Origin of the sequence: Pseudomonas haemolytica (assembly GCF_009659625.1) — a bacterium.
Taxonomy (GTDB): domain Bacteria; phylum Pseudomonadota; class Gammaproteobacteria; order Pseudomonadales; family Pseudomonadaceae; genus Aquipseudomonas; species Aquipseudomonas haemolytica.
The window spans coordinates 434,904-458,738 of sequence record NZ_VOIW01000001.1; the positions used below are offsets into that span (position 1 = coordinate 434,904).

Genomic DNA, 23,835 nt, shown 5'->3' on the forward strand with positions numbered 1-23,835 from the left:
GGCCCTCGGATGCGCGGGTTGTCTGATAAACCGCGATGCCGCAGGTTTCATCGCCCTGCGGGTTGACCGCAGAGCGGTGGGCACACGCGCTACTCGGTGTGCTTGTGGTGGGCAATGGTTCCGGTGGAAAGATCAAACTTAGCGGCTACCTTGAGCGTATTTGACGAAAAAAGGTCGGTTGCTTTGATTTCAAGCTTCCCTGCGTAGTGGTTTTTTTCACGGTCAAAATCAACTTTCACATAGGCGTGATCAATCAGGTAGTGGGCGGGCGCGGTGTTAGTACCGAGTTGGAGTGAGTGAATGTACTCGCTTGGATATTCATGCCTGTCGTTGGGTATGTCAGGTGCCAAGCGCATATCTATGATACGCAGGGGGCTTGCTGAAAGTTCATCTACACCCACGATGGTCAGCCATTCATCCACCTTCAGATAAACCGTATCTGCTTTGAAGTTCGCGACGCCGTTGATGGTTGCGACAAATGTCCCTTCAACTTCCGGATAAGCATTACTGGGGGTCATATTCCAATCCTCCTAGTTCACGCGCCAGTCTGATTGTGGCGGTGTTTATAGAAGATACAGGCTGCTCTCAATCGTCGTAACTGTCAGAAATAGCAGTTCAGTAATGGTTTTCGCTTTAAATCCAGCCACGTTTTTCAGTGATCAGTTGTGCGATGGCCTGTCTGTGGATTGAGTGCGAATGCAGAGGCGGTGATGCCCCACTGCCCAAGCCAATACGTGGTGATCAACAGATACGGCGCCGCATCGAACGCCAGCACAAACCGATTGATACCGATCAACGTATCGGAAAACACAAACGACACCGCACCCGCCGCCGCCAGCAGAGCCGAGCGTTTCGGCACGTCGCTGCCCAGCCGCGCCAACGCACGCCAGAGCATGGCGCTGATCACCAGTGCGTAAACCACCACCGGTATCAGTAGCTCGCCCAAGCCGTGGGAAATCAGAATACTCAGCAGGATCGCCCCGACACCCAGGGCCAACACCAGCGGCAGCAACGCCAGACGTCGACAGTCGCTGAAATAGGCTTTGAGATAGGCCAGGTGCGCAAACAGAAACGCGCCCAGGCCAAAGATAAACAGGTCCCCTGGCCAGGCGAGCAACACATCGCCCACCAGGGAAAAAATCAGCCCCAGGCTGATCCAGCGTCGATAGTCAGTGGGCGGCGCGTCATGCAGCCAACCCAGCAGCGCCAGCACCGGCAGCGGCTTGACCAGCAGGCACAGCAGCGTCGCATGAGTCGCCAAGCCGTAGATAAAGGTGCCGGCGCCCATCAAGGCAAGAATCAGCCATGGCATATCAGTTCACCGTAATGGCGCAGTCAAAGGTTTCGACGGGCTCGGCTTCCGGCTCCCAAGGTTGCTGGGAGGTCAGGCGCAAACGGCCCTGGCCGGCGGCGAACGCCTGGAAGCGCCAGGTAGACTGGCCGCCGCCACCGATCACACCGGATTCGGTGCTGCTGTAGACCTCGGGGCTCAAGGCGTGCAAAACACCGCCGGCGGAATCCTGGATGGCCCAGCGATAACCGGTGGTGGGATTGCTCGGCAGGGTGAGGATCAGGTTTTGCCCGGTTTTAAGCTGGAGCGGGCAACTGCTCTGTTTTTCCACGCTGATGTTTTGCTTTGGCGCACTGGCGCAGGCAGCCAGCAGGGCAAGGCTCAAGGGGAGAAGCAGGCGGGCAGCGGTCATGGGGGCTCCGTTGATTCACGACGAAGGGGGAGCATAACCGAAGATGAGACAAGGTGTGACAAGGCAGGGTTTTGTGTTGATTTGGCTGGCCTCTTCGCGAGCAAGCCCGCTCCCACATGTGACCGCATTCCAAAGGATGAACTCGGTCAAATGTGGGAGCGGGCTTGCTCGCGAAAGGGCCAGCTCAGGCACTACATAACTGTCAGAACAGCACCTTCGCCACATCCGCAAAGCGCTTGGCAAAGTGCACAGTCATGCCTTCCTTCAGATACTCCGGCAGCTCTTCAAAGCTCCCACGGTTCGGCTCCGGCAGGATCAACTCGTGAATCTTCTGGCGCCGCGCCGCAATCACTTTTTCACGTACCCCGCCAATCGGCAGTACATGCCCGGTCAAGGTCAGCTCGCCGGTCATTGCCACGCCTTTCTTCGGCGGCTGGTTACGTGCCAGGGACAGCAACGCACTGGCCATGGTCACCCCGGCACTCGGGCCGTCTTTCGGTGTGGCACCCTCCGGCACATGCAAGTGTACGAAGGCTTCATCGAAGAACTTCGGATCACCGCCAAACGACTTCAGGTTCGAGCTGATGTAGCTGTAGGCGATTTCGGCGGACTCCTTCATCACTTCACCCAACTGCCCGGTGAGCTTGAAGCCGCGATTGAGCGTATGGATACGCGTCGCCTCAATCGGCAAGGTTGCGCCGCCCATGCTGGTCCAGGCCAGGCCGGTGATCACCCCGGTGCCGGACAGCACTTGCTCGTTACGGAATACCGGCATGCCCAACGAGCTTTCCAGGTCCTTGTTGCCGATCTTGATCACGCTGTCGGGCTCATCCAGCAGCTTGACCACCGCCTTGCGCACCAGCTTGCCCAGTTGCTTCTCCAACTGACGCACACCGGCTTCGCGCGCATAACCGTCGATCAACGCACGCAGCGCGCCGTCGCTGATGGTCAGGCTGTTTTTTGCGACGCCGGCTTTTTCCAACTGTTTTGGCCACAGGTGGCGCTTGGCGATGGCGACTTTTTCTTCGGTGATATAGCCCGACAGGCGAATCACTTCCATACGGTCCAGCAACGGGCCTGGGATCGAGTCCAGGGTGTTGGCGGTGCACACGAACAGCACTTTGGACAGGTCCAGGCGCAGGTCCAGGTAATGGTCGAGGAATTCGACGTTCTGCTCCGGGTCCAGGGTTTCCAGCAGTGCAGAAGCCGGGTCGCCCTGGAAGCTCTGGCCCATCTTGTCGATCTCGTCGAGCATGATCACCGGGTTCATGACTTCCACGTCTTTCAACGCCTGCACCAGCTTGCCGGGCATAGCGCCGATGTAGGTGCGGCGGTGGCCCTTGATCTCGGCCTCGTCACGCATGCCGCCGACGCTGAAACGGTAGAACGGCCGGCCCAGGGATTCAGCGATGGATTTACCCACGCTGGTCTTGCCTACGCCCGGCGGGCCCACCAGCAGCACGATGGAGCCGGCGACTTCGCCTTTATAGGCGCCCACTGCGAGGAACTCGAGGATGCGGCTCTTGATGTCGTCCAGGCCTGCATGGTGCTTGTCCAGCACCTTGCGCGCATGTTTCAGGTCGAGTTTGTCTGCGCCGTACACGCCCCAGGGGACCGAGGTGGCCCAGTCCAGATAATTGCGCGTTACTGCGTATTCCGGCGAGCCAGTCTCGAGGATCGACAGTTTGTTCAGTTCTTCATCGATGCGTTTTTTCGCCTGGGCCGGCAGCACCTTGCCTTCCAGGCGCTGCTCGAACTGCTCGACATCGGCGCTGCGGTCGTCCTTGGTCAGGCCCAGCTCTTGCTGGATGACCTTGAGCTGTTCCTTGAGGAAAAACTCGCGCTGGTGCTCGCCGATCTTGCGGTTCACTTCGGCGGAGAGCTCTTTTTGCAGGCGTGCGACTTCGACTTCCTTGCGCAGCATCGGCAAGACTTTTTCCATGCGCTTGAGCATGGGCACGCAGTCCAGCACTTCCTGCAACTCGTTACCGGTGGCCGAGGTCAGCGCGGCGGCGAAGTCGGTAAGCGGCGACGGGTCGTTGGGGCTGAAGCGGTTGAGGTAGTTCTTCAACTCTTCGCTGTACAGCGGGTTGAGGGGCAGCAGTTCCTTGATCGCATTGATCAGCGCCATGCCGTAGGCCTTGACCTCGTCGGTCGGCTCACTGGGCTGGTGCGGGTATTCGACTTCCACCAGGTACGGTGGGCGGTGGTGCTTGAGCCAGGTCTTGATGCGCACGCGGGTCAGGCCCTGGGCGACGAATTGCAGCTTGCCGTTCTCACGGCTGGCGTGGTGCACCTTGACCAGGGTGCCGTACAGCGGCAGGGCCGAGGTGTCGAAATGCCGTGGGTCTTCGGGCGGCGTGTCCATGAAAAACAGGGCAAGAGAGTGGTGGTCGGATTTGCTCACCAGTTCCAGGGTTTCGGCCCAGGGTTCTTCATTGACGATCACCGGCAATACTTGCGCCGGGAAAAACGGCCGGTTGTGGATCGGGATAATGTAGACCTTGTCCGGCAGGTTTTGCCCAGGCAGCGCCAGGCCGGTGTTGGACGAGGTGGTTTCAGCGTTTTCGGGGTCGGCGTAGTCGTTCAGGTCGTAATCAGGGACGTCTTGCTGGTCGCTCATGGGGCACCTGCATAAGGAAGTATGCAGGTTAGATGGGGCGGGGTGGCGGTGGTTTCAATGGTGCAGGCGAGATAGCAACATATTGCATGAAATAACGCGGCAGACCAGTGGTCATCTGGCGGAGCAGATGGGCAGGCCTAATCCGGGCCACTCGACTGCTTTTTGGTCAAAAATATGACGCTGAAGACCCGGTAATTATTGGGTTTTACTTATCCACAGTCCCGGCTAATCTTCTATGGCAACACGTAGCCATAAAAGGATGTTTTTTTGACGCCAGGTCAGCAGTCGGCAGGGACGCGTATGACAGAGGGAAGGTTGAGCACAGAGCGACGAGCGCGGCCAGAGGGCACGGCCACGCAGTGGCGCCACACCTTTCAAACCCGTATTGCCGGGGTGCTGGCGCTGTTGTTGCTGGTGGTCGTGGCCGCGACCTATTTTGCCGTCAAGACCGCCACCACCCGGGCGGTGGAGAATCAGGCCGAGGTGCAGTTGGACACCGGGCGGCAGGTGTTCGAGCGCCTGCTGGACCTGCGCGGCCGCCGCCTGCAATACGGGTTGGACTGGCTCACCGCCGACGGCCCGTTCAAGCAGGCCGTGGCCCGTGGCGAGACGGTGCCGATCCTGGAGGCCCTGGGGCGCCATGGTACCGGTGTCAGCTCCAGCGAAGTGGTTGTGCTGGGCCTGGATGACAAGGTCATGGTCAGTACCTTGCTGGAGCTGAAGCCAGGTCAGTCGTTCCCTTATGCCGAGGCCTTGCGCAAGGCGCGGCGCAGCGGCCTGCAAATGTTGATCGTCGCTATGGCGGGGCGCCCCTATTTGCTGGTGCAAAAGGATGTGTTCGACCCGGCGCCCATCGCCCGCGTGGTCATGGGCTTTCCCATGGACACGCAATTCGCCCACGAGCTGCGCTCCATGAGCAACCTTGAGGTGTCGTTCCTCTGTGTGCAGGACGGCCATGTCGGCCAGCTTTTCACCACCCAGCCTGGTGCGTTCAGGCCCGCCGTTGTCGGCTTCCTGCATGGCACGCAACTGGATCCCGAGGCGCGGATCCACCTGTTTTATGGTCAGCGTGTACTCAGCCAGGTATTGCCATTGGCCAATAGCGGCCAGGGTGATGAGGTACGTGTGCTGTTGCAAAGCCCGCTGGACCACGCCCTGGAATCCTTTGCGCCGCTGGACCGGCAATTTCTCGGGATTGCCCTGGCGGTGCTGCTGGTTTCGCTGGCGGCGGCGTTGTTTCTGGCGCGGCGCGTGTCACGCCCGCTCAATGCGTTGGTGCAAGCCGCCGAGCGAATTGGTGCTGGTGACTACCGCACGCCAGTGCGGGTGCGCAGTGACGATGAATTCGGCCTGCTGGCCCGCGCTTTCAACGCCATGCAAAGCGGTATCGCCGTGCGCGAGCGGCAACTGGCCCATAACGCCTTGCACGACTCGCTCACCGGCCTGCCCAACCGCGCCCTGGCCATGGAGCGCCTGGGCAGTGCAATCAGCGCCCGACGGCCGGTGGTGTTGCTGTACCTGGGGATTGAAAACTACCGGGTTATCAACGAAGGCTTTGGCCCACAAGGCGTCGAGGAGATGTTGTGCGAAGCGAGCCGTTGCCTGTCCATGAGTCTGTCGGCCAGCGACACCGCAGCGCGCATTGCCGGGAGTGAGTTTTTACTCTTGCTGGAAAACACCGAAGTCGAGAGTGCTGTGGCCCGTGCCGATCGCCTCTATGGGCTGCTGACCGAACCCCAGCGCATCGGCAACGACGAAGTGCGCCATGAAGTGAGCATCGGCATCGCCGCGTACCCCGCTGACGGGCAGCAGGTGGAAGAACTGATCAACCGCGCCGCCATCGCTCGGCATGACGCTGCCAACCTGCCGGGGCATTTGCAGATCTACCAGCCCGACCGCGACCTCGCTCACCAACGCCAGATCACCTTGATTCGCGACCTGCGCCGCGCGGTGATCGAGGGCGAATTGTTCCTGTGCTACCAACCCAAGCTCGACCTCAAGCACGGCCACGTGGATCAGGCGGAAGCCTTGCTGCGTTGGCAGCATCGGACCCTTGGGCAGGTGTCCCCCACGGAGTTCATTCCCTTGGCCGAGCGCACCGGCAGCATGGGCGCCCTGACCTTGTGGGTGATTGAAGAGGCTATCCGTCAGATTGCCGAATGGGCACAGCGTGGCCTGGTTATGCAGTTGTCGGTGAATATCTCCGTGAACGACCTGGCCGATGACGACTTGGCCATTCGCGTCACTGCGCTACTGGCTCAACACGGCGTGGCCGCCGAGCACTTGGTTTTCGAGATTACCGAAAGCGCGATCATGCACAACCCGCAGCAAGCCCTCAGCGTACTGGAGCAACTGCGTGACTGCGGAATCAGCCTGTCGGTGGATGATTTCGGCACCGGCTACTCATCCCTGGCGCAACTGCAACGCCTGCCGGTGCAGGAGTTGAAGATCGACCAGTCCTTTGTGCGCAACCTCGACAGCACCAGCGGTGACGGGGTGATCGTGCGCTCGACCATCGAAATGAGCCACAACCTGGGCCTCAAGGTTGTGGCCGAGGGTGTGGAGTTCGAGCACAGCCTCACCCTGCTAAAACGCTGGAACTGCGACACCGCCCAGGGCTACCTGATCAGCCGGCCGTTGAATGCCATGGCGTTCGAGATGTGGATGAGGCGTGAGCGCGTACCGACTTGAGCGCGGTTTAAACCACCAGGGTTTGCAATAACGTCCATAACCGTTCGACATGCTGGCGTTCGGTGCCCAGTGCCCCGATGGACACGCGCACCATCCAGCGTTCGTCGAGGATGGCCGGGGTGACGTAGGCGTTTCCGGACTGGTTGAGCCTTTCTGCCCAGGCACGCGTGTAATTGTCCAGCGCTTCGCCGTTCAACCCTGGCGGCTCATGGCGAATACACAGGGTTTGCAGGGCGGGCGCGGCCACCAGCTTCCAGTGCTCGCTGCCTTCAATCTGCTCCGCCAGCCAACGTGCATTGGCCAGGTCTCTGCGTAGCCGCGCTTGCAGGCCGCTGACACCCTGCTCGCGGATCAGGAACCACAGCTTCAGGGCGCGGAAGCGGCTGCCCAGGGAGATCCGCCAGTCGCGGTAGTTTCTGACCTGGCCGTCGGCGTTGGACTGCAGGTAGCTCGGGTTGGTGGTCATGATGCGAATCAAATGCTCGGGGTCGCGAACGAAGTACACCGAGCAATCGAAGGCCGCGCCCAGCCATTTGTGCGGGTTGAGGACCAGCGAGTCAGCTTTTTCGATGCCATTCCACAGTGCCCGGCATTCCGGCAGGATCATCGCGGCGCCGGCCATGGCCGAGTCGACATGCAGCCACAGGCCATGGCGTTGGGTCAGCTCGCCAATCGCATCCAGAGGGTCGATCGCCATGGCGGCCGTGGTCCCGGTGGTAGCAATGACCACGCAGGGTCGGTTGCCGGCGGCCAGGTCCTGTTCGATGGCGTACGCCAATGCCTGCGGCGACATCGCATTGTGTGCGTCGGTGGCGACCATGCGGATGTTGTTCTGGCCAAACCCGGCCAGGATCGCCGCCTTGTTCACCGAACTATGCGCATGGGCTGAGGTGTAGACGATCAGCGGCGCGCCGCTGTTTTGCAGGCCGTCATGCACCAGTGCGTACTGGGAGCTACGTTCCCTGGCGCTGATGAGGGCCACCAGGGTGGAGGTAGACGCGGAGTCCTGGATCACGCCGCTCCATTCACGGCTCAGGCCGATCATGTCGCGCAGCCAGTCGGTGGTGACTTCTTCAATTTCGGTGAGTGCCGGGCTTGATTGCCAAGATAGTCCCACTACACCCAGGCCGGTGCTCAGGCAATCGCCCAGCACAGAGGACAATTCCACATTGGAAGGGAAGAAACCGAAAAAGCTCGGATGCTGCCAATGCAGCAGCCCGGGCATGATCAGCTTTTCCACATCGCCCATGATCTGTTCAAACGGTTCGGCGCTTTCTGGCGGGTTCACCGGCAGGGCGGCCTTGATTTCGCCAGGCACCGTGGTGGGCTGTACGCCGCGCTGCTCTATATTTTGTCGATAGTCTGCGATCAGGTCGATCATGGCGTAGCCATGGCGACGGAATTCTTCGGGCGTCATAAAAAGAGGTCCATCTGCAAGAGTGTTAAAAGTATTAGCACCAGAAATAAAACGGTTCACCCGCGTTATAGCCGATAAACGACTGCATGCTGATGCGTTTTCCCGAATCGAATCCGCAAATGGCGTGGGGGCGGCGGGTATTGATAATCACGAGTTCGTTTTTACGCGGCTGGATATGCAGCGGCTTTTGTAAACGGTGCTCGGGCAGTTGGTCGCCTTCGAAACGCTTGACCTCGTCATAGGCAAAGGCCTCGGTATCCCAGATGATCAACTCTCCCCCTGAAGGCGGCGTTTCAAGATAAATATTGGCGCTGAATTGGTGTTCCAGTTCTGCGATCGAGCGGGGCAGGCAATCAACATGGGGCACCGTTTCCGAGAGGTGTGCCGTCTCGGGAAACATGGCGCGGATAATGCCGCAGAACATCGGTTGGCCTTGAAACGCAGCGGCGACTGCACCTTGCGGCCAGATCTCCTGGAGCTGTTCCATCAGGTGTTGGATGGGAGGTTTTTCAGGTGCGCAAATACTGTCGATCACCCCGCGCATATGGGCTGCGTCAGCATAATATTTGACGTGGGCATCGCTGCCGACGGCCTTGCCGTAAGTGGAGTTGAACGGGGTGCCCCAGCGATGTACGCCATAAAAGTGCTGTACGACGCGGCCATCTTCGTAGGTTTCGTGACTGTATTGCTCCAACGAGGCGGCATCACCGATGATTTGATTTAATCGCTCGCTGGTTTTTGCGTTCGCAAACTCAGGTACTCGAATGGCAAGTACTTCTCCACTGATAAGCTTTTTCAGACTTGAAGTATCGAGGTATTCAAGCTCTATGATTTTTGTTGTCTTGGACGTGGTTGGTTTTGTCGCGGCATGGTCCATCATGTTCAGAAGCTCCCTTTTGAGTTTTATCAGTGTGCTTATAGGGTACGCAGGGCGTGTGCACTAAATTAGTTTCAAGGGAACAGAGGACGGATAGGATTTATCTTGAAACGCCGGTTTTTTAGCCGACTGATGGCTCACACGTTGACGATTGTTGATGGTTGTCAGGACGAAAAAAAGGCGGCTACCCATCAGGTAGCCGCCTTTGTTTTACCGCCGGTTCTGCTTAATCCGGCAGTTTGAACGCCATCACATAGTCACCCTGCTTGGTACCCAGGGAACCATGGCCACCCGCCATGACCAGCACGTATTGCTTGCCGTCCTTGCCGGTGTAGGTCATCGGTGTGGTTTGCGCGCCTGCAGGCAGGCGGCCTTCCCACAGTTGCTTGCCGTTTTTCACGTCATAGGCGCGCAGGTACTGGTCGAGAGTACCGCTGAGGAAAGCAACGCCGCCGGCGGTGGTGAACGTACCGCCCAGGCTAGGCACGCCCATGGTCAGCGGGATCGGAACCGGCGAGCTGTCACGCACGGTGCCGTTCTTGTGCATCCAGATGGTCTGGTGGTTGGTCAGGTCGACCGCTGCCACGTAGCCCCAGGCCGGCGCCTGGCACGGCAGGCCCATTGGCGACAGCAGTGCTTCGAGGATCACACCGTACGGTGCGCCTTTGTTCGGCTGTACGCCTTCGGTTTCGCTGACGCGTGGGCCTTGCTTGGCGATGTCGGCAGCCGGGATCAGCTTCGATTTGAACGCCATGTAGCTCGGGTTCACGAAAGCGATCTGGCGAACCGGATCGACCGAGATGCCGCCCCAGTCGAACACACCGAAGTTACCCGGGTAAACGATCGAGCCTTGCAGCGATGGCGGGGTGAACGGGCCGTCGTAGCGCAGCGACTTGAAGTCGATCCGGCAGATCAACTGGTCGAACGGCGTGACGCCCCACATGTCGCGTTCTTTCAACGGCGGCGGCATGAAGTTCAGGTCGGACTTCGGTTGGGTAGGGGAGGTACGGTCGCCCGCCACTGCGCCTTGCGGCACCGCGACTTCGTGGATCGGCACAACCGGCTGGCCGGTGGCACGGTCCAGCACGTAGATGCTGCCTTGCTTGGTCGACGCCATCACCGCCTGCTTGACGCCGGCTTCGGTCTTGATGTCGATCAGCGAAGGCTGGCCGCCTACGTCCATGTCCCACAGATCGTGGTGGGTGAACTGGAAGGTCCACTTCACGTGGCCGGTGTCGATGTCCAGGGCGGTCAGGCCAGCGGCATATTTTTCGGAATCGTCGGTACGGTCGCCGCCGTACTGGTCGGGCATCTGGTTGCCCATCGGCAGGTAGAGCATGCCGAGTTTTTCATCGACGCTGAACATGGACCACATGTTCGGCGAGTTGCGGGTGTAGGTCTTGCCATCGGCCAACGGGGTGGTGTCGTCCGGGTTGCCGCTGTCCCAGTTCCACACCAGTTTGCCGGTGTGCACGTCGAACGCGCGGATCACACCGCTTGGCTCGTCGATGGAAACGTTGTCGGTCACGTGACCGCCGATCACGACCAGGTTCTTGGTCACGGCCGGTGGCGAGGTGGAGTAGTAACCACCTGGGGCGAAGCTGCCGATGTTGGCACGCAGGTCGACCTGGCCTTTGTCACCGAAGTCTTCGCACATCTTGCCGGTGTCGGCGTTCAGGGCGATCAGACGGGTGTCGGCAGTCGGGACGAAGATGCGTTTCGGGCAGGCGTTCGGCGCAGCAGCCGGGCTGGCGCTGCCGGTCGGGCTCTGCTCGGAAGCGTAGGCAGCGTCATCGTGATACGACACGCCACGGCAGGTCATGTGTGCCCAACCCTTGAAGTTTTCAGCACCCTGGGTGGTGATCTTCGGGTCGAAACGCCAGATTTCCTTGCCGGTGTCCGGGTCCAGGGCAATCACTTGGCTGTGCGGTGTGCACACGTAAAGCATGCCATTGACTTTCAGCGGGGTGTTTTCCGCGGTGGTTTCACCGGGGTCGCCTGCGCCAGGAATGTCGCCGGTACGGAAGGTCCACGCAGGCACCAACTTATGCGCGTTTTCCGGGGTGATCTGCGCCAGTGGCGAGTAACGATCACCGTAGGCCGAACGGCCATAGGAGTTCCAGTCACCATCGGCCTGGGTCGGCGCAGCGTTGGCCATGCCCGGCACCGCGTCGCGGTCCAGTTGGCCGGTCTTGACCATTTCACCTGGGTTGGTGAACTGGCTGGCCAGGGCGGTAGCACCGGCCAGCACCACGGCAACGCTCAGCGCGCCAGTGCCCAGCGGCGCGGCTTGGCCACGCAGCAACGGACGACGAAACCACGGCAGAAGCATGACGATGCCCAAGGCAAACAGCAGGGCCAGGCGCGGTACCAACTGCCACCAGTCCAGGCCGACTTCCCACAGTGCCCACACGGTGCTGGCGAACAACACCAGTGCATACAGGCCCAGCGCGGCGCGGCGGGTAGCCAGCAGCAGCACGCCGGTCAGGGCGATGCCGATACCCGCCAGCAGGTAGTACAGCGACCCGCCGAGCATGCTCAGCTTGACGCCGCCAGCCAGCAAGGCCAGCCCCATGATCAGCAGCAAGATCCCCAGCAGCCTGGGCAGCAGGCGGCTTGGGCTTGAAGCACCATCAGTGCTCATAGTGTGTTTCTCCGTGACGTTGGAATAATTATGTAACCCCGTGCTTCACTGTAGATGACGATTCGGCGCGGGCTTGGTTCATCGGTAATTTCGGTTTTTCTGGGGATAACTCGGTTATCCACAGGCGTGCGATTGATCGCCGGGCGCAGATCGATTTAAGACAGCGCTGTCTTTGCGTAAATGGAAATTCGGCAAGATGGGGTCGATCGCAGGCGTGAAACGTTTCAGTTTGTTGCTGCAAGGATAAGGTGCTGGAGCGCCAAGAGAAAGCGTAAATCGCGAGATGCATCATTTCAGATCTGGTAACAGTGACGAATCGTCGCTGCAAAACAAGTGTGGGAGCGGGCTAGCTCGCGAGTGCGGTGTATCAGTCACTAATGATGCTGACTGACACACCGCATTCGCGAGCAAGCCCGCTCCCACAGGGGAACTGCGGTGTTGTTAGAAGGTGGTGCGGACTCCGAATTGCACGCTTCTGCCTGGCGCCGGCGCAATATCGCGCAGGATCGAGCTGGCATAGCGCACGGTCTGGTTGGTCAGGTTTTCGCCATTGACGAAGGCCAGCCACTGGCTACCGCCGACATTGAAGCGATAACCGGCGCTGGCACCGAGCGTGGTGTAGCCATCGGTGCCGCTCTCGTTATCCGGCACACGCCCTTGGCCTGCCGCATGTTCCACATCAATACGTGCCTGCCAGCGGTCCAGCTCCCACAGCAGGCCGCTGCTCAAGCGCAACGGTGCAATGCGTGGCAAGGCTTCACCCGTGTCCAGGTTGGTAGCGCGGGTGTAGTCGCCCGACAGCTCCAGCGCGAACTTGCCGTAGGCGCCTTCACCCAGCTTCCAGTGATCCTGCGCTTCGAAGCCCGCGAACCGCGCACGCACGCCGGAATATCCGTATTCAGGAATACCACCCGCGTCCTCTTCACCTTCATCGTTCAAGGTGCGGCCAGTGCCTAGCAGGCCAATGTAATTGGAGAAACGGCTGTAGAACACGCCGAAGCTGCCCTTGTGGGTGCCATTGTCAAAGCGCAGCGCCAGGTCGCTGGACACGGCTTTTTCTTTCTTCAGGTTGGCATCGCCCAACTCGTAGGTGCCGGTGGCGACGTGGGCGCCGTTGGCATACAGCTCGTAGAAAGTCGGTGCGCGTTCGGTGTAGCCCAAGGTGGCGGCCAGCGACCAGATGGGCGTGAGGCTGTACACCGCGCCGGACGACAGGCTGCCGGCGGTGAAGTGATTGCTCTTGTTTGCATTGGCGAAACGCTCGTTGCCCTTGGCGTCCGGGTCGACGGTAGTGTGTTCCACGCGGGCGCCGAGGCTAAGTTTCAGACGCTCGGTGGCTTGCATCTCTTCGAGGATAAACAGTGCGCCGGCGTTGGTGTCGGTCTGGGGCACGAAGGCTTCTTCGCCCAGGGCCGAGAACTCGTTGCGGGTCACTTGGGCGCCTACCACGCCATCGAACGGGCCGATAGGCTGGTGACGGGCTTCAACTCGGGCCTCATAGCCCTTGTTCTTGAAGGTCGTACCGGTCTCGCCGCCTTCGATTTCGCGGTGTTCGTAATCGGTGTAGCCCGCGTCGAGTTTCACCGAGGTGAACGGCCCTTGCAGGTTGCGGATCTCGGACGCGAAGGCGTAGTGATCCTGCTGCATGCGGATGCGCACATCCTGCTCGGCCGGCGAGCCGTAGTTGCTGTCGTAGTTGCTGTAGGACAGCCCGGCATACCCATCCTCCCAGGTGTATGAGCCGCCCACGGCACCGCCGTCCTGGCGCCCGTCGCTGTTACCCAGGCGCCCATTTTTACCTGGGCCGTCTTCGGTCGCCGGGGCGTGCCGGCTGCGGGCGTAGCCCGGAATTTTCAGGTCGTTGAATTCCCGCGCATTGGCGTCCAGGTGCAACGCGAAGGTGCCGTTGCCGGCTTCCAGCTTGCCCGCGCTGCTGCGGGTGGTGTCGGCGCCGCCGTAGCGAAGTTCGCCGGCGCCGTGGATGCCTTCGATGGCTTCGGTGGGGATGCGGTTATCGAAGGTGTTGACCACACCGCCGATGGCGCTGCCGCCGTACAGCAGGGCGGCCGGGCCGCGCACAATTTCGATGCGATCTACGTTGATCGGGTCCAGCGGCACCGCGTGGTCATAGGACAGCGACGAGGCATCCAGTGCGCCCACACCATTGCGCAAGATGCGAATACGGTCGCCATCCTGGCCCCGAATGATCGGGCGACTGGCGCCCGGGCCGAAGTACGACGACGACACACCCGGCTGCTTGTTCAGGGTTTCGCCGAGGCTGCCTTTTTGTTGCAGGGTCAGGTCATCACCTTCCAGCACGGTGGTGGGCGAAGCGAGTTGTTCGCTGCCCAACGGGTTGCCGGTGACAACTTGGGGTGGCAGTTCCAGGGCGTGGGCTTGGGAACTGATCAACAGGGCGGCGGCGAGGGGGGACAAGCGCCAGAGAGAAGGCAGGGACATCGGATATTCCTAGGCAAAACGTCTGATAGATATGGTTACAATATAACATCTCTTTTTTCGTCTGGAAGGGGAACTTTCCGTGGCGGGCTATATTCAATGCAATGCTTCCACCTGCACGCCTCGTCGGCTAAGGTGCGCGGCTGTGTTTCCTCTTTTTGCAATAGGCCTGGCATGACCGCGACAAGCAACGACCCGCTCCACGGGGTGACCCTGCAACACGTCCTCACCACCCTGGTGGAACACTACGAGTGGAGCGGCCTGGCCGAGCGTATTGATATCCGCTGCTTCAAGAGCGACCCGAGCATCAAGTCGAGCCTGACCTTCCTGCGCAAAACCCCTTGGGCGCGGGAGAAGGTCGAAGGTCTGTACGTCAAGCTGATGCGTACCAAACGCCCGCTGGATTGAGGCCATGAAGCGCTTTGTCGCAGCGGCAGCGCTGGCCGGTTGGGTAGGACTGGGGATCCAGCAATATCTGATTTTCTATTCGCGCTGGAGCATTGACGCCAGTCTGCTGGGCGGCTTGATCAGCTTTTTCAGTTTTTTCACAGTACTGACCAACACCCTGGTGATGGTGGTGTTGAGCTATGCGCTGGTGAACCGCGAATCTGCGGCGAAGCAGTTTTTCCTGGCGCCCCAGGTCAGCAGTGCGATTGCCGCCAGCATCATCGTGGTGAGCCTGGCCTATAACCTGCTGCTGCGGCATTTGTGGAGCCCCCAAGGCTTTCAATTTATCGCCGACGAATTGCTGCACGACGTGATGCCGCTGTTGTTTTTGATCTATTGGTGGCGTTGCGTGCCCAAGGGCCAGTTGCGGTTCAGACACGTTGGTGTTTGGGTGATCTACCCGTTGGTGTACTTCGGGTATGTGCTGTTGCGGGGGGATTTGCTCGGGCAGTATCAGTACCCGTTCATTGATGTGCTGACCCTGGGTTATCCCCAAGTGTTTGTGAATGCCGGCGGATTATTGGTGGGGTTTGTGCTGGTGGCGTTGGCGATGGTGGGGCTGGATAAGCGCCTGGGCCGGGCACAATCCAACTGATACACCTTGGTCCAATGTGGGAGGGGCTTGCTCCCGTGGCGGCCTGACAGCCGACCAGGATGTTGGGTTGGTTCGAGTACATATCCATTGTTTAGGTGACGGCCGCTATTGGTTCCGCCCTTACGGCGGCTCACTTTTGAGAAGCGCAAAAGTAAGCAAAACGCTCTTGCCCCACCACTCGGCACCTCGCCTAGGCTCGGTGTGCCCGTAATCCGACATTGATTTGGGGGGCCGCCGCCACGCGCCATCCCTGGCGCGGGGCGGCTAAACCGGCATCCCTGCCGGTTTACCCCCCAAATCAATATCGAATTCCGGCCAGCGTGGTTTAACGGGGCGCCTGAGATCAAAATCAAAAGCAAAAGCGAGGCGGCCTTATAGCCGACCTGATCGTTGAGGCGTACGCGTACCCCTGTGGGAGCGGGCTTGCTCGCGAAAGCGGTGGGTCAGTCAATATCTATGTTTGCTGGGCCGACGCCTTCGCGAGCAAGCCCGCTCCCACATTTGACCTTCGCTGCCTTGAGCATTTCGTTCACTTAACTGACCCGCTCCCACAGAAAAGCAGAAGCGCCGCCAGCGTATCTACGATGCGAAGCGAGTCGCTCTTGATCTGGCTTTTGATCTCAGGCGCCCCGTTAAACCACGCTGGCCGGAGTGAGGGCATGCCGAGCCTAGGCGAGGTGCCGAGTGGTGGGGCGAGGACCTTTTGCTTACTTTTGGGTCCTTCCAAAAGTGAGCCGCTGTAAGAGCGGAACCCATAGTGGCCGTTACCTAAATAACGGATATGTACTCGGTCAAAACCCCCCAACATCCTGATTGGCTGTCACGCCGCCATCATGGCCCACCTCTCACATTCCCAAGGCCGGCAAGTGCCTGCGAGAATTTATTCTTCTTCGCTGCCTTCGGCCCGCCAGTAACCCACGGCCTTCAAGAACTCGTCATTGACCTTGTGCGTATCCAGCAGCACCCGGCGCACTTGGCGAGACAGCTTGGTTTCGGTCGCGACGAAGGTGTACAACGTGCCGCTTGGCAGCGTCAGGTTGCGCACCGTGTCGAGCAGGTCATCCTGGCCGCGCAGCACCCAAATCACTTCCACATCGGCGGCACTTTTCAGGGGCTGCTGCTCCGCCGCATCAGCGATTTCAATCACCGCCAGCACCTTGCGCCCCGCCGGCAGTTCTTCCAGGCGGCGTGCGATGGCCGGGATCGCCGTTTCATCGCCGATCAGCAGGTAGCTGTCGAAGATATCCGGCACGATCATCGAGCCCCGTGGCCCGCCGATATACAGGTGCTGACCGACTTGCGCCTGTTCGGCCCAGGTGGAGGCAGGGCCATCGCCGTGCAGTACGAAGTCGATATCCAGCTCACCGATGCTCAGGTCGAAACGCCGTGGCGTGTAGTCGCGCATGGCCGGTTGCGGGCCGTCGCCCTTGATGGTGAATGTCGGGCTTTCCAGTGCGGCTTGTTCGGCGGCGTTCTGCGGTAACAGCAGCTTGATATGGTCGTCGCTGCCCAGGCTGATGAACCCCGCCAACTCCGGGCCGCCCAGGGTGATGCGGCGCATGCGCGGGGTGATATCGACCACCCGCAGGACTTGCAGGCGGCGACGCTTGATGTCGTGCATCACGCGATGAATTTCCAACTTGTTGTATTCGCTCATTCGCTTTGCTCCGGTACAAATTGAACTGCTGGGCCGTCAACGATGGCCTTGGCGGTGGTGTTGAGCAGGTCGGCCACCCGTATGATTTCCTCCGCGCTCCAGCGCCCGTGATGGGAATGCAAGGCGTGACGCAGGTTGTGCACCGCCTCGTGGATTTGCGGCGGGCGGTCGTGCCCGCGTAGCGACCGTTTGCTGACGTCAATACGCATGCGCAACCCCTCCAGGGCAACCGCTTGCTCGGTCAAGAAGAGACGACCGGCGTCGGTGATTGTGTAGCGTTTTTTTCCGCCATCGGTGTCGCCTGCGATCAGGTCGCTTTCTTCCAGAAAGGTCAGGGTGGGATAAATCACCCCTGGGCTCGGGGTGTAGGCACCGTCGAACAGGCTTTCGATTCGGCGAATCAAGTCATAGCCATGGCAGGGCTGTTCAGCGATCAGGGCGGGTAACAGCAGCTTCAGATCGCCGGCCGCAAAAACCCGGGGGCCGCGCTCGCCGCGTTCCCGGCCGGGGCGTTTTTCGAAACCGTCGCGACCATCGGCGGGCCTTTGGTGGGGATGCTCTCTCATGCTGGGATCCTCTCTACACGTTTAGACATAACTTAAGATATATCTTTTGCTTGGGCAAGCAGGACTGACCAACGGCGTGCAGAGAAAGATTTTGTAAAGGCAAGCGCGCGCCACCGTGAGGCTTTATGAACTAGAGTAATTAATCTAGTTCAGCCGGTAAAAAATAATTAATTATTAGATGAATGAAAGTTATTGTTTTAGAGCGATTTGTAAGTCTGTTCTTACAGATGTTTTTACGCATGAATCGTTCTTGTTTAAGTGTGTGTGGCTTTATTCTTACAGTTATTTTAAAAGTTTTGGCAAAATGCCATCTTTTTCACTCGACAATTGAAATCAAAAGCCACGTCCAATAAAGATGTGGCTGGCATATCTGTTTTTTTATTTGGTCGATTCTATTTAGGCGTTGCAGTAGTTAGCGGCGGCGCTTTAACCAACGAAAAAAACAGGTATTGACGTATGTTCAAGAAATTCGCAGTTTCCCTCCCTCTGGCTGTTGCAGTATTGGGCTCTTCAGTTGCGATGGCCGCCAACGATGCCAGCACCACGATTAATATCCGTGCCGACATTCCTACCAAGCAGTTCCATGCCCAGCCGCTGGACCCGGACTTCGGTAAAAGTGAGGTCATGACCTATAACACTGTTACCGGTCTGTTGAGCCCGCTGTCAGCAACCTTCACCATGAAGAACACTGGCGGTTCCATCGACGCCTACCTGCAAGACGGCCCGGCCTCGCTGACCAACGGCACCGACGCAATCGCGCTGACGTTGACCATGGGTGGTGTAGTTCTGGACGCTACACCGAAGGAAGTGGCCGCCGACGCTGAATCCAACAGTGGCGTGCAAAAAGGTCTGACCATCACTGCCGTTAAACCGACGGACACACAAACCGGTGCTTACACCGCTACGCCGACAATCATTTTTGACAACGTACCGCGCACCACGTTTTGAGACGGTGTACCCATAAGGCCAGCCCTTATTGAAACGCCAGCCGGCCGCTGCCTGCGGTCGGCTGTCAACCGGTCCGCAGTTTGCCAGCAGAGTATTAAGTGAATGTTTCCTTTCAGACCCCTCGTGGCAGCCATGGCGCTGACCACCTGTTCGGTCGTTATGGCCGCGCCTGACAATAACTACACCCCGCGCAGTTTATTGTCTCAGGCCAAAGGTTTGCCAAGCGATTTCGAAGAGCACTTTTTCGATGTGCCGTTGGCGGTACGGGTTGAGCGGGATCAACAGTTCCTGGGCGAAGCGATGATTGTTTTGACCCGGGATGACCGGATCACCCTGCTCGAGTTCACCGACCACAGCGACAGCCCGATTACGGGCAGCGAACGTGACACCTGGGAGAACTACCTCAAGCCCGGTGTGCCCTTGGGGCAATGCACCCAGGCGTGTCCCGAGCAGTTATTGGCGGTGCACTACAACCTGGAAAACTCCCTGGTCTCCATCCTCACCGAAAATGCTGAGCGTGATGCTGCCCCCCAGCAGTTTTACACCCAGCCCGACGGCGGCAGCACCGGGCTGATCATCAACAACCAACTGAACCTCAATGGCGGGCAAAACCAGGACCTGGGCGGGCGTTTCGGCGTCGAGGCCAGCAGCAGCCTGGGCAACTGGAGCCAGACCCTCAATTTTCAACTGGCACGCCTCGGTGGGCCGGACACCCAACTTTACCACGCCCTCTATTCGGCTTACGCCCAGCGCGAGTTCGAGGGCCAGTTTTTGCGCCTGGGCTACTTCACCCCCAACTCCGAAGGCCTGAACCGCCAGCCGCGTTCGTTCGGCGCGGCGCCGGATGTGGCCGTCGGGGTGATGGTCGGCAGTTCCGACAGCCTGGCGATGAATAACCCCAAGCCGAGCATCTACCCGATCTACGTCACCGCCAACCGCCTGGGGTCGGTGGAAATCTACCGCAATGGCCTGTTGATCAACACCCAGGCAGTGCCGGCCGGTTTGCAGACCCTCGACACCCGGCCCTTGCCAGGTGGCATCTATGAAGTGGAAGTGCGCCTGATCGAAGATGGCCAGGTCACCTCCACCACCCAAGAGTTGGTGTACAAGCCCAACAACTGGCGCAACCATGACGAGCGCTGGCGCTATAACCTGTTTGCCGGGCGTGAGAGCACGCTGCTCAACAACTGGGAACAGCGTGACAAGGGCGACATGACCGCCGGCGCCTCGGTCAACTACCTGGTGCACCCGCGTGTGGTCCTCGGTTTGTCGGGCCGCCAAGTGCAGGACCGTTTGCAGTTGGGCAGCTCCATCGACTGGAGCCTGGCCCAGGGCGTCAGCCTCTATGCCAACGTTTACCAGACCCGTGACTATGGCACCGGCATGGACGTGCAGGGGCTTTACAGCTACGGCACGGGCAGTGTGATCGCCAGCCACAACCGCAGTTGGCTCGACACCCGCAACACCTACGAAACCCTGCCCGACGGCACGCGCTTACGTCAGCGCAACACCTTTGTTGGCCAAACCAGCACGTCGTCGCTGTCGATCAACCACCGTTTGCCGGGCCAGAACTCACTGAATGCTCGCGTCTCCCACAGTCAGGGCAATGTCGAAGGGGTGGGCCTGGACCTGGGCTGGACGCGGCACGACACGCTGTTTGGCAGCGATGCCAACTGGCGCCTGTCGGTGTTCGACCGGCCCCCCACTGGCACTCTCAGCGACAAACGCAACCGTGGCGTCGACCTGACCCTCAACCTGGCCCTTGGTGGCCCTGGGGAAAGCTGGTCCGGCAGCCTCGGCTCGCGCACCGCCCGTGAAGGCCAGCGCGATAACAACGCCTCGCTGACCTACCGCAAGGAACTCAAGGACCACGCCCTGCAAAACGTCTCGGTCACCGCCTTGACTGACGTCTACGGCGTGGGCCTGTCGGGCATGACCAGCTTCGCCACCGACACGCTGGCGGGCGATGCTTTTGCCCAACGCTCGTCCTATAACGGCGATTTGACCGGCGGCCTCAACCTCAACAACACCCTCGCGGTGGGCGCGCAGAAGATGGTGCTGACCAGCCAGTACCATGGCAGCGGCTCGGGGATGATCATCGATGTGGAAACCGACGTGGAGGACATCGCCCTGCGTGCCGATGACGTGACCGGCTCCAGCATGGTGCTGCGCCCCGGGCGCAACTTCGTGCCTATCACTGCCTATAAGAGCAGTTCGGTCGCCTTCGACTTTGAAGGCAACTACCCACCAGCGGCCACCATCCAACCGGCGCGCACTGCTTACCACATGAACAAGGGCGGCGTGGGGTATCGCAAGATCAGCGTGATGAAAACCGTGACCGTGCTCGGCCGTCTGATCGACCCGCAAGGCCGGCCGCTCAAGGGCCATCACGTCATCAACCACGCCAGCCGTGGAGTCAGCGAGGTCGACGGCTTCTTCTCGATGGAAATGAACGCCGGCTCACCGACCTTGGAAGTGCGTCGTGGCAACGAGTTGCTGTGCCAGTTCCGTCTCGACCCGAGCAAGGCTCGCAGCGAGAACGATGTGCTGATGATCGGCGATCTGCGCTGTACCCAAGACACCCTGGCGGATGCCCAGGTGGTCCCGCGAGCCGCCGGCTGATGGCGCTGAAATTAGCAGGCGGCGCGAGCCCCTGCGCCTGTTATTCAACGAGGTTCACCGCAATGAAACGAGTATTGGCAGTCATTGGTTTTTGCCTGTTGGCCCAAGGGGTTCAGGCCGGGCCGAGCATCAATGTCGGGGTGGTGTATGACTACCTGGACGGCGACAAAAGTACCTATCTCAAACGCATTTTCAACGGCGGTACCAGCACGGCCTTTGTGAAGGTGGAGATACTTGAAATCGTCTACGACGCACAAGGCGGGGCCAAGGAAGTGCCGCTCCAACTCCAGGCCGACAGTCGCGCCCGCGACGGGTTGGTGGCCAGCCCCGCCCGTTTGATCGTGCCGGCCAACGCCATGCAGGGTACACGCCTGGTGTATCTGGGCGAACGCGGCAGCGAACGCTATTTCCGCGTGCGTTACATCCCGGTGATGCCGGAGAAGGAGGATGCGTTCGCAGTGACCGAGGAGGAGCGTGAGGCGTACCAGAAAACCCTGCAGGCTGGCGTGAGCGTATTGGCCGGCTACGGCACGGTATTTTTCGTGCGGCCCAAGGACACTCGTTTCGACACCCGGATTGAAAACGGTGGCGCCCGGTACGCGGTACGCAACAACGGCAATAGTGTGATTGAGGTCGACGAGTTTAAGAGCTGCGTGGTCGGTAAAGCCGCTGACTGCTACCCCACCACCAAGAACCATGTGTTGCCGGGGCGCACTTTCTCCTTCGACAAGGAGGCGGGCCGCGAATACCGTTTCAAAATCGTAGAAGGCGAGGCGCAGAAAAACCATGTGGTGCAAGGATGAACCGCGCCAGGTCGCAGTCGCGGCTGTTGGCGGCAGCGCTGTTCTGTGTGCTGGTGCTGCTGAGTTTCCAAGCCATCGCCGCCCGCGAAGAAGCGGTGTTCCATGTCTCGGTCAAGGTGCCCACCAGCGACTTTTTCGTGCTGCCGCTCGACCCAGGGTTTCTCGAGCGCGAGCAGGTCATGGATTACAACCTGGTGACCGGCCGTCTCAGCCCGTTGCGTGAACCCTTCGATGTGAAGAATGTGTTGGGCGGTATCAATGCACGCCTGGGCTTTGCGCCGGTGCTGTCCAATGGCACTGACTTGATAGCCCTGGAAGTCACCTTCAACGGGCACCGCCTGGACCTGGTCGACACACTGGTGGTACCGGAGGATGAGGCCAAGGTTGGCAAGCGGGTGCCGTTGGTGATTGCCGCCGAGCCGCAGCCCCAGAACGGTTATTTGCCGGGGCAATATTTTGGCAGTGTGCAGATTATTTTTGATGCGCTCAGACCATGAACATGAGTTCAAGCCTTTTACCTATGGATAAAATTATGTGGTTAAAAAGCCTGATTCTGGTTGTCGCCTTTGGCCTGCTTCCAGGCATTGCTGCGGCCGCACAGGTGTCGATCTTTGCCTCGTTCAAGCCTGACCCCACCCAACCGATGCGCAATGTGTTCAAGAACGAAACGCCTCCGGGAGACAGCTATTGCGGTTGGGCGCCTCAGTATTGTCATAGCGATCGCTACAGCATCGGTGCGCCGATCACGTTTCGGTTGGCCCAGACGATCCAGCCCGGGCACGATGAGCGCCAAGGCGTGATGTTTCGGGCACCTACTTATCGTCAGAATGTGACCGTCATTCACGAAGAAACAGGGGAGTCCCAGACGCTCCAGTTTCGGGTCAGCGGTATCGGCATGGGGATTACTGATCGCCCGGAGGAGCCTGGTACCTGGGAGACCTCCTGGACGTACCCGCCGGCACCTTGTGTCAACAACGGTACTGCCGTCGGGAGCCCTGCGATCTACTTGTTTACCTATTTCTTGGCGGAAGGCGCCGAGGGCTGTGCAATCAGAGCCGCCAAGCCGGTTTCCCTGCTGACCTTTAGATCCTTCGGGTTTGCCTACGAATTGGTAACGCCCAACCCGCTCGGTATGCGCGTGGGTATTTATCGAGGGCAGACAACCTACAGCGTGGGGCCTAACAAGGACTTCGACCTGGGCGATGTGATGTTGCCCGACGATGACCAGATCACTCTGGATTTCCGGCTGACGGTCGAACATACCCTAAAAGTCGACATCCCGCCCGGCGGCACCAACGTTGAACTGGTACCCCAGGGCGGCTGGCAAGGCTGGTTGAACCAGGGCCGCAAGCCGACGCGGCTGTTCAAGGACCAGACCGTCAACCTCTACGTCTCTTCGCGCTTCAAGATGGGCCTCGATTGTCAGTACGCCGACGCCGACAACGACTGCCGGATCCGCGATAGCGTGTCTGGTGAATCGGTGCCGGTGAACGTCAGTGTGAGCTTGCCCTACGGCATCAGTGACGCGGCCGGGCGCCCGGTCAACCGCCAGCCGCTACGTCGCGATGGCGTGGGTACCGAGCTGTTCCAGCCGACCTTCTATGTAGACCGCAAGGCCAGCACCTTGCATTTCGAGATCGAGCGTGACGAGGTGGAAAAGATGCTCAAGGTCGGTGAGACGAGGACGTACTCGGGTAACGTCACGGTGATCTGGGATTCGGAGGTTTGATTTTTTTAAACGGGATGTGTTGAGGTCTTGGTACCTGCGCTCCGACGAGTAAGTGA

Annotated in this window: 18 protein-coding genes; 8 read left to right on the plus strand and 10 right to left on the minus strand. The window is 59.8% G+C overall.

Annotated features, from left to right (window positions below; translation table 11 throughout):
• Positions 1–89 precede the first annotated feature (89 nt).
• The 4 genes from FRT59_RS02060 to lon form a co-directional block, all read right to left on the minus strand.
• Entirely contained in the window at positions 90–518 is a 429-nt protein-coding gene (locus tag FRT59_RS02060; protein ID WP_153838811.1) for a hypothetical protein, read from the minus strand.
• Between the two features lie 134 nt (positions 519–652).
• Positions 653–1,312, minus strand: a complete 660-nt coding sequence (locus tag FRT59_RS02065; RefSeq protein WP_153838810.1) for a lysoplasmalogenase — start codon at positions 1,310–1,312, stop codon at positions 653–655.
• A 1-nt stretch (position 1,313) separates the two neighbouring features.
• Positions 1,314–1,703 (minus strand): protease inhibitor I42 family protein, encoded by a 390-nt coding sequence (locus FRT59_RS02070; protein WP_034118289.1) that lies wholly within the window; start codon positions 1,701–1,703, stop codon positions 1,314–1,316.
• 202 nt (positions 1,704–1,905) lie between these two features.
• Positions 1,906–4,326, minus strand: a complete 2,421-nt coding sequence (gene lon / locus FRT59_RS02075) for an endopeptidase La (protein ID WP_034118290.1) — start codon at positions 4,324–4,326, stop codon at positions 1,906–1,908.
• 315 nt (positions 4,327–4,641) lie between these two features.
• Here lon and FRT59_RS02080 point away from each other — a divergent pair, with 315 nt between their 5' ends.
• Positions 4,642–7,017, plus strand: a complete 2,376-nt coding sequence (locus tag FRT59_RS02080; RefSeq protein WP_233094143.1) for a putative bifunctional diguanylate cyclase/phosphodiesterase — start codon at positions 4,642–4,644, stop codon at positions 7,015–7,017.
• A 7-nt stretch (positions 7,018–7,024) separates the two neighbouring features.
• Here the strand turns inward: FRT59_RS02080 and FRT59_RS02085 are convergent, their stop codons facing one another.
• The 4 genes from FRT59_RS02085 to FRT59_RS02100 form a co-directional block, all read right to left on the minus strand.
• Positions 7,025–8,434, minus strand: coding sequence for a pyridoxal phosphate-dependent decarboxylase family protein (locus FRT59_RS02085; protein ID WP_153870276.1), 1,410 nt, complete (start codon positions 8,432–8,434; stop codon positions 7,025–7,027).
• Between the two features lie 34 nt (positions 8,435–8,468).
• Positions 8,469–9,314 carry a 2OG-Fe(II) oxygenase gene (locus FRT59_RS02090; protein WP_153870277.1) on the minus strand — a complete coding sequence of 282 codons (846 nt, stop codon included), beginning with the start codon at positions 9,312–9,314 and terminating at the stop codon, positions 8,469–8,471.
• 223 nt (positions 9,315–9,537) lie between these two features.
• Positions 9,538–11,955 carry a glucose/quinate/shikimate family membrane-bound PQQ-dependent dehydrogenase gene (locus FRT59_RS02095; protein ID WP_153870278.1) on the minus strand — a complete coding sequence of 806 codons (2,418 nt, stop codon included), beginning with the start codon at positions 11,953–11,955 and terminating at the stop codon, positions 9,538–9,540.
• A gap of 441 nt (positions 11,956–12,396) precedes the next feature.
• Positions 12,397–14,415, minus strand: coding sequence for a TonB-dependent receptor (locus FRT59_RS02100; RefSeq protein ID WP_153870279.1), 2,019 nt, complete (start codon positions 14,413–14,415; stop codon positions 12,397–12,399).
• A gap of 171 nt (positions 14,416–14,586) precedes the next feature.
• Between FRT59_RS02100 and FRT59_RS02105 the strand changes: the two genes are divergently transcribed.
• Both FRT59_RS02105 and FRT59_RS02110 read left to right on the plus strand, forming a co-directional pair.
• Positions 14,587–14,820, plus strand: coding sequence for a VF530 family protein (locus FRT59_RS02105; protein ID WP_003188882.1), 234 nt, complete (start codon positions 14,587–14,589; stop codon positions 14,818–14,820).
• A gap of 4 nt (positions 14,821–14,824) precedes the next feature.
• Positions 14,825–15,454: a Pr6Pr family membrane protein gene (locus tag FRT59_RS02110; protein ID WP_153870280.1), complete on the plus strand. Its 630-nt coding sequence runs from the start codon at positions 14,825–14,827 to the stop codon at positions 15,452–15,454.
• A gap of 880 nt (positions 15,455–16,334) precedes the next feature.
• Here the strand turns inward: FRT59_RS02110 and FRT59_RS02115 are convergent.
• Together FRT59_RS02115 and FRT59_RS02120 are read right to left on the minus strand one after the other, a co-directional pair.
• A complete protein-coding gene (locus tag FRT59_RS02115; protein ID WP_153870281.1) occupies positions 16,335–17,111 on the minus strand; it encodes a siderophore-interacting protein in 777 nt (258 codons plus the stop codon).
• On the minus strand, positions 17,108–17,677 hold the full coding sequence (locus FRT59_RS02120) for a PadR family transcriptional regulator (protein WP_034118297.1): 570 nt from the start codon (positions 17,675–17,677) through the stop codon (positions 17,108–17,110). The genes FRT59_RS02115 and FRT59_RS02120 overlap by 4 nt, the downstream gene beginning before the upstream one ends.
• Positions 17,678–18,133: 456 nt before the next feature.
• Here FRT59_RS02120 and FRT59_RS02125 point away from each other — a divergent pair, with 456 nt between their 5' ends.
• From FRT59_RS02125 to FRT59_RS02145, 5 genes are all read left to right on the plus strand, one after another.
• A complete protein-coding gene (locus FRT59_RS02125; protein WP_153839750.1) occupies positions 18,134–18,625 on the plus strand; it encodes a CS1 type fimbrial major subunit in 492 nt (163 codons plus the stop codon).
• A 102-nt stretch (positions 18,626–18,727) separates the two neighbouring features.
• On the plus strand, positions 18,728–21,247 hold the full coding sequence (locus FRT59_RS02130; RefSeq protein ID WP_153870282.1) for a TcfC E-set like domain-containing protein: 2,520 nt from the start codon (positions 18,728–18,730) through the stop codon (positions 21,245–21,247).
• A 62-nt stretch (positions 21,248–21,309) separates the two neighbouring features.
• A complete protein-coding gene (locus tag FRT59_RS02135) occupies positions 21,310–22,050 on the plus strand; it encodes a fimbrial biogenesis chaperone (RefSeq protein ID WP_153870283.1) in 741 nt (246 codons plus the stop codon).
• Positions 22,047–22,547 carry a CS1 type fimbrial major subunit gene (locus tag FRT59_RS02140; RefSeq protein ID WP_233094144.1) on the plus strand — a complete coding sequence of 167 codons (501 nt, stop codon included), beginning with the start codon at positions 22,047–22,049 and terminating at the stop codon, positions 22,545–22,547. Before FRT59_RS02135 ends, FRT59_RS02140 begins: the two co-directional genes overlap by 4 nt.
• Before the next feature lie 35 nt (positions 22,548–22,582).
• Positions 22,583–23,779: a hypothetical protein gene (locus FRT59_RS02145; RefSeq protein WP_153870284.1), complete on the plus strand. Its 1,197-nt coding sequence runs from the start codon at positions 22,583–22,585 to the stop codon at positions 23,777–23,779.
• Positions 23,780–23,835 lie beyond the last annotated feature (56 nt).

Bases quoted from the DNA above. Each gene is read 5' to 3' on its own strand.
- FRT59_RS02060 (WP_153838811.1), bottom strand. From the start codon at position 518: ATGACCCCCAGTAATGCTTATCCGGAAGTTGAAGGGACATTTGTCGCA.
- FRT59_RS02065 (WP_153838810.1), bottom strand. From the start codon at position 1,312: ATGCCATGGCTGATTCTTGCCTTGATGGGCGCCGGCACCTTTATCTAC.
- FRT59_RS02070 (WP_034118289.1), bottom strand. From the start codon at position 1,703: ATGACCGCTGCCCGCCTGCTTCTCCCCTTGAGCCTTGCCCTGCTGGCT.
- lon (WP_034118290.1), bottom strand. From the start codon at position 4,326: ATGAGCGACCAGCAAGACGTCCCTGATTACGACCTGAACGACTACGCC.
- FRT59_RS02085 (WP_153870276.1), bottom strand. From the start codon at position 8,434: ATGACGCCCGAAGAATTCCGTCGCCATGGCTACGCCATGATCGACCTG.
- FRT59_RS02090 (WP_153870277.1), bottom strand. From the start codon at position 9,314: ATGATGGACCATGCCGCGACAAAACCAACCACGTCCAAGACAACAAAA.
- FRT59_RS02095 (WP_153870278.1), bottom strand. From the start codon at position 11,955: ATGAGCACTGATGGTGCTTCAAGCCCAAGCCGCCTGCTGCCCAGGCTG.
- FRT59_RS02100 (WP_153870279.1), bottom strand. From the start codon at position 14,415: ATGTCCCTGCCTTCTCTCTGGCGCTTGTCCCCCCTCGCCGCCGCCCTG.
- FRT59_RS02105 (WP_003188882.1), top strand. From the start codon at position 14,587: ATGACCGCGACAAGCAACGACCCGCTCCACGGGGTGACCCTGCAACAC.
- FRT59_RS02110 (WP_153870280.1), top strand. From the start codon at position 14,825: ATGAAGCGCTTTGTCGCAGCGGCAGCGCTGGCCGGTTGGGTAGGACTG.
- FRT59_RS02115 (WP_153870281.1), bottom strand. From the start codon at position 17,111: ATGAGCGAATACAACAAGTTGGAAATTCATCGCGTGATGCACGACATC.
- FRT59_RS02120 (WP_034118297.1), bottom strand. From the start codon at position 17,677: ATGAGAGAGCATCCCCACCAAAGGCCCGCCGATGGTCGCGACGGTTTC.
- FRT59_RS02125 (WP_153839750.1), top strand. From the start codon at position 18,134: ATGTTCAAGAAATTCGCAGTTTCCCTCCCTCTGGCTGTTGCAGTATTG.
- FRT59_RS02130 (WP_153870282.1), top strand. From the start codon at position 18,728: ATGTTTCCTTTCAGACCCCTCGTGGCAGCCATGGCGCTGACCACCTGT.
- FRT59_RS02135 (WP_153870283.1), top strand. From the start codon at position 21,310: ATGAAACGAGTATTGGCAGTCATTGGTTTTTGCCTGTTGGCCCAAGGG.
- FRT59_RS02140 (WP_233094144.1), top strand. From the start codon at position 22,047: ATGAACCGCGCCAGGTCGCAGTCGCGGCTGTTGGCGGCAGCGCTGTTC.
- FRT59_RS02145 (WP_153870284.1), top strand. From the start codon at position 22,583: ATGTGGTTAAAAAGCCTGATTCTGGTTGTCGCCTTTGGCCTGCTTCCA.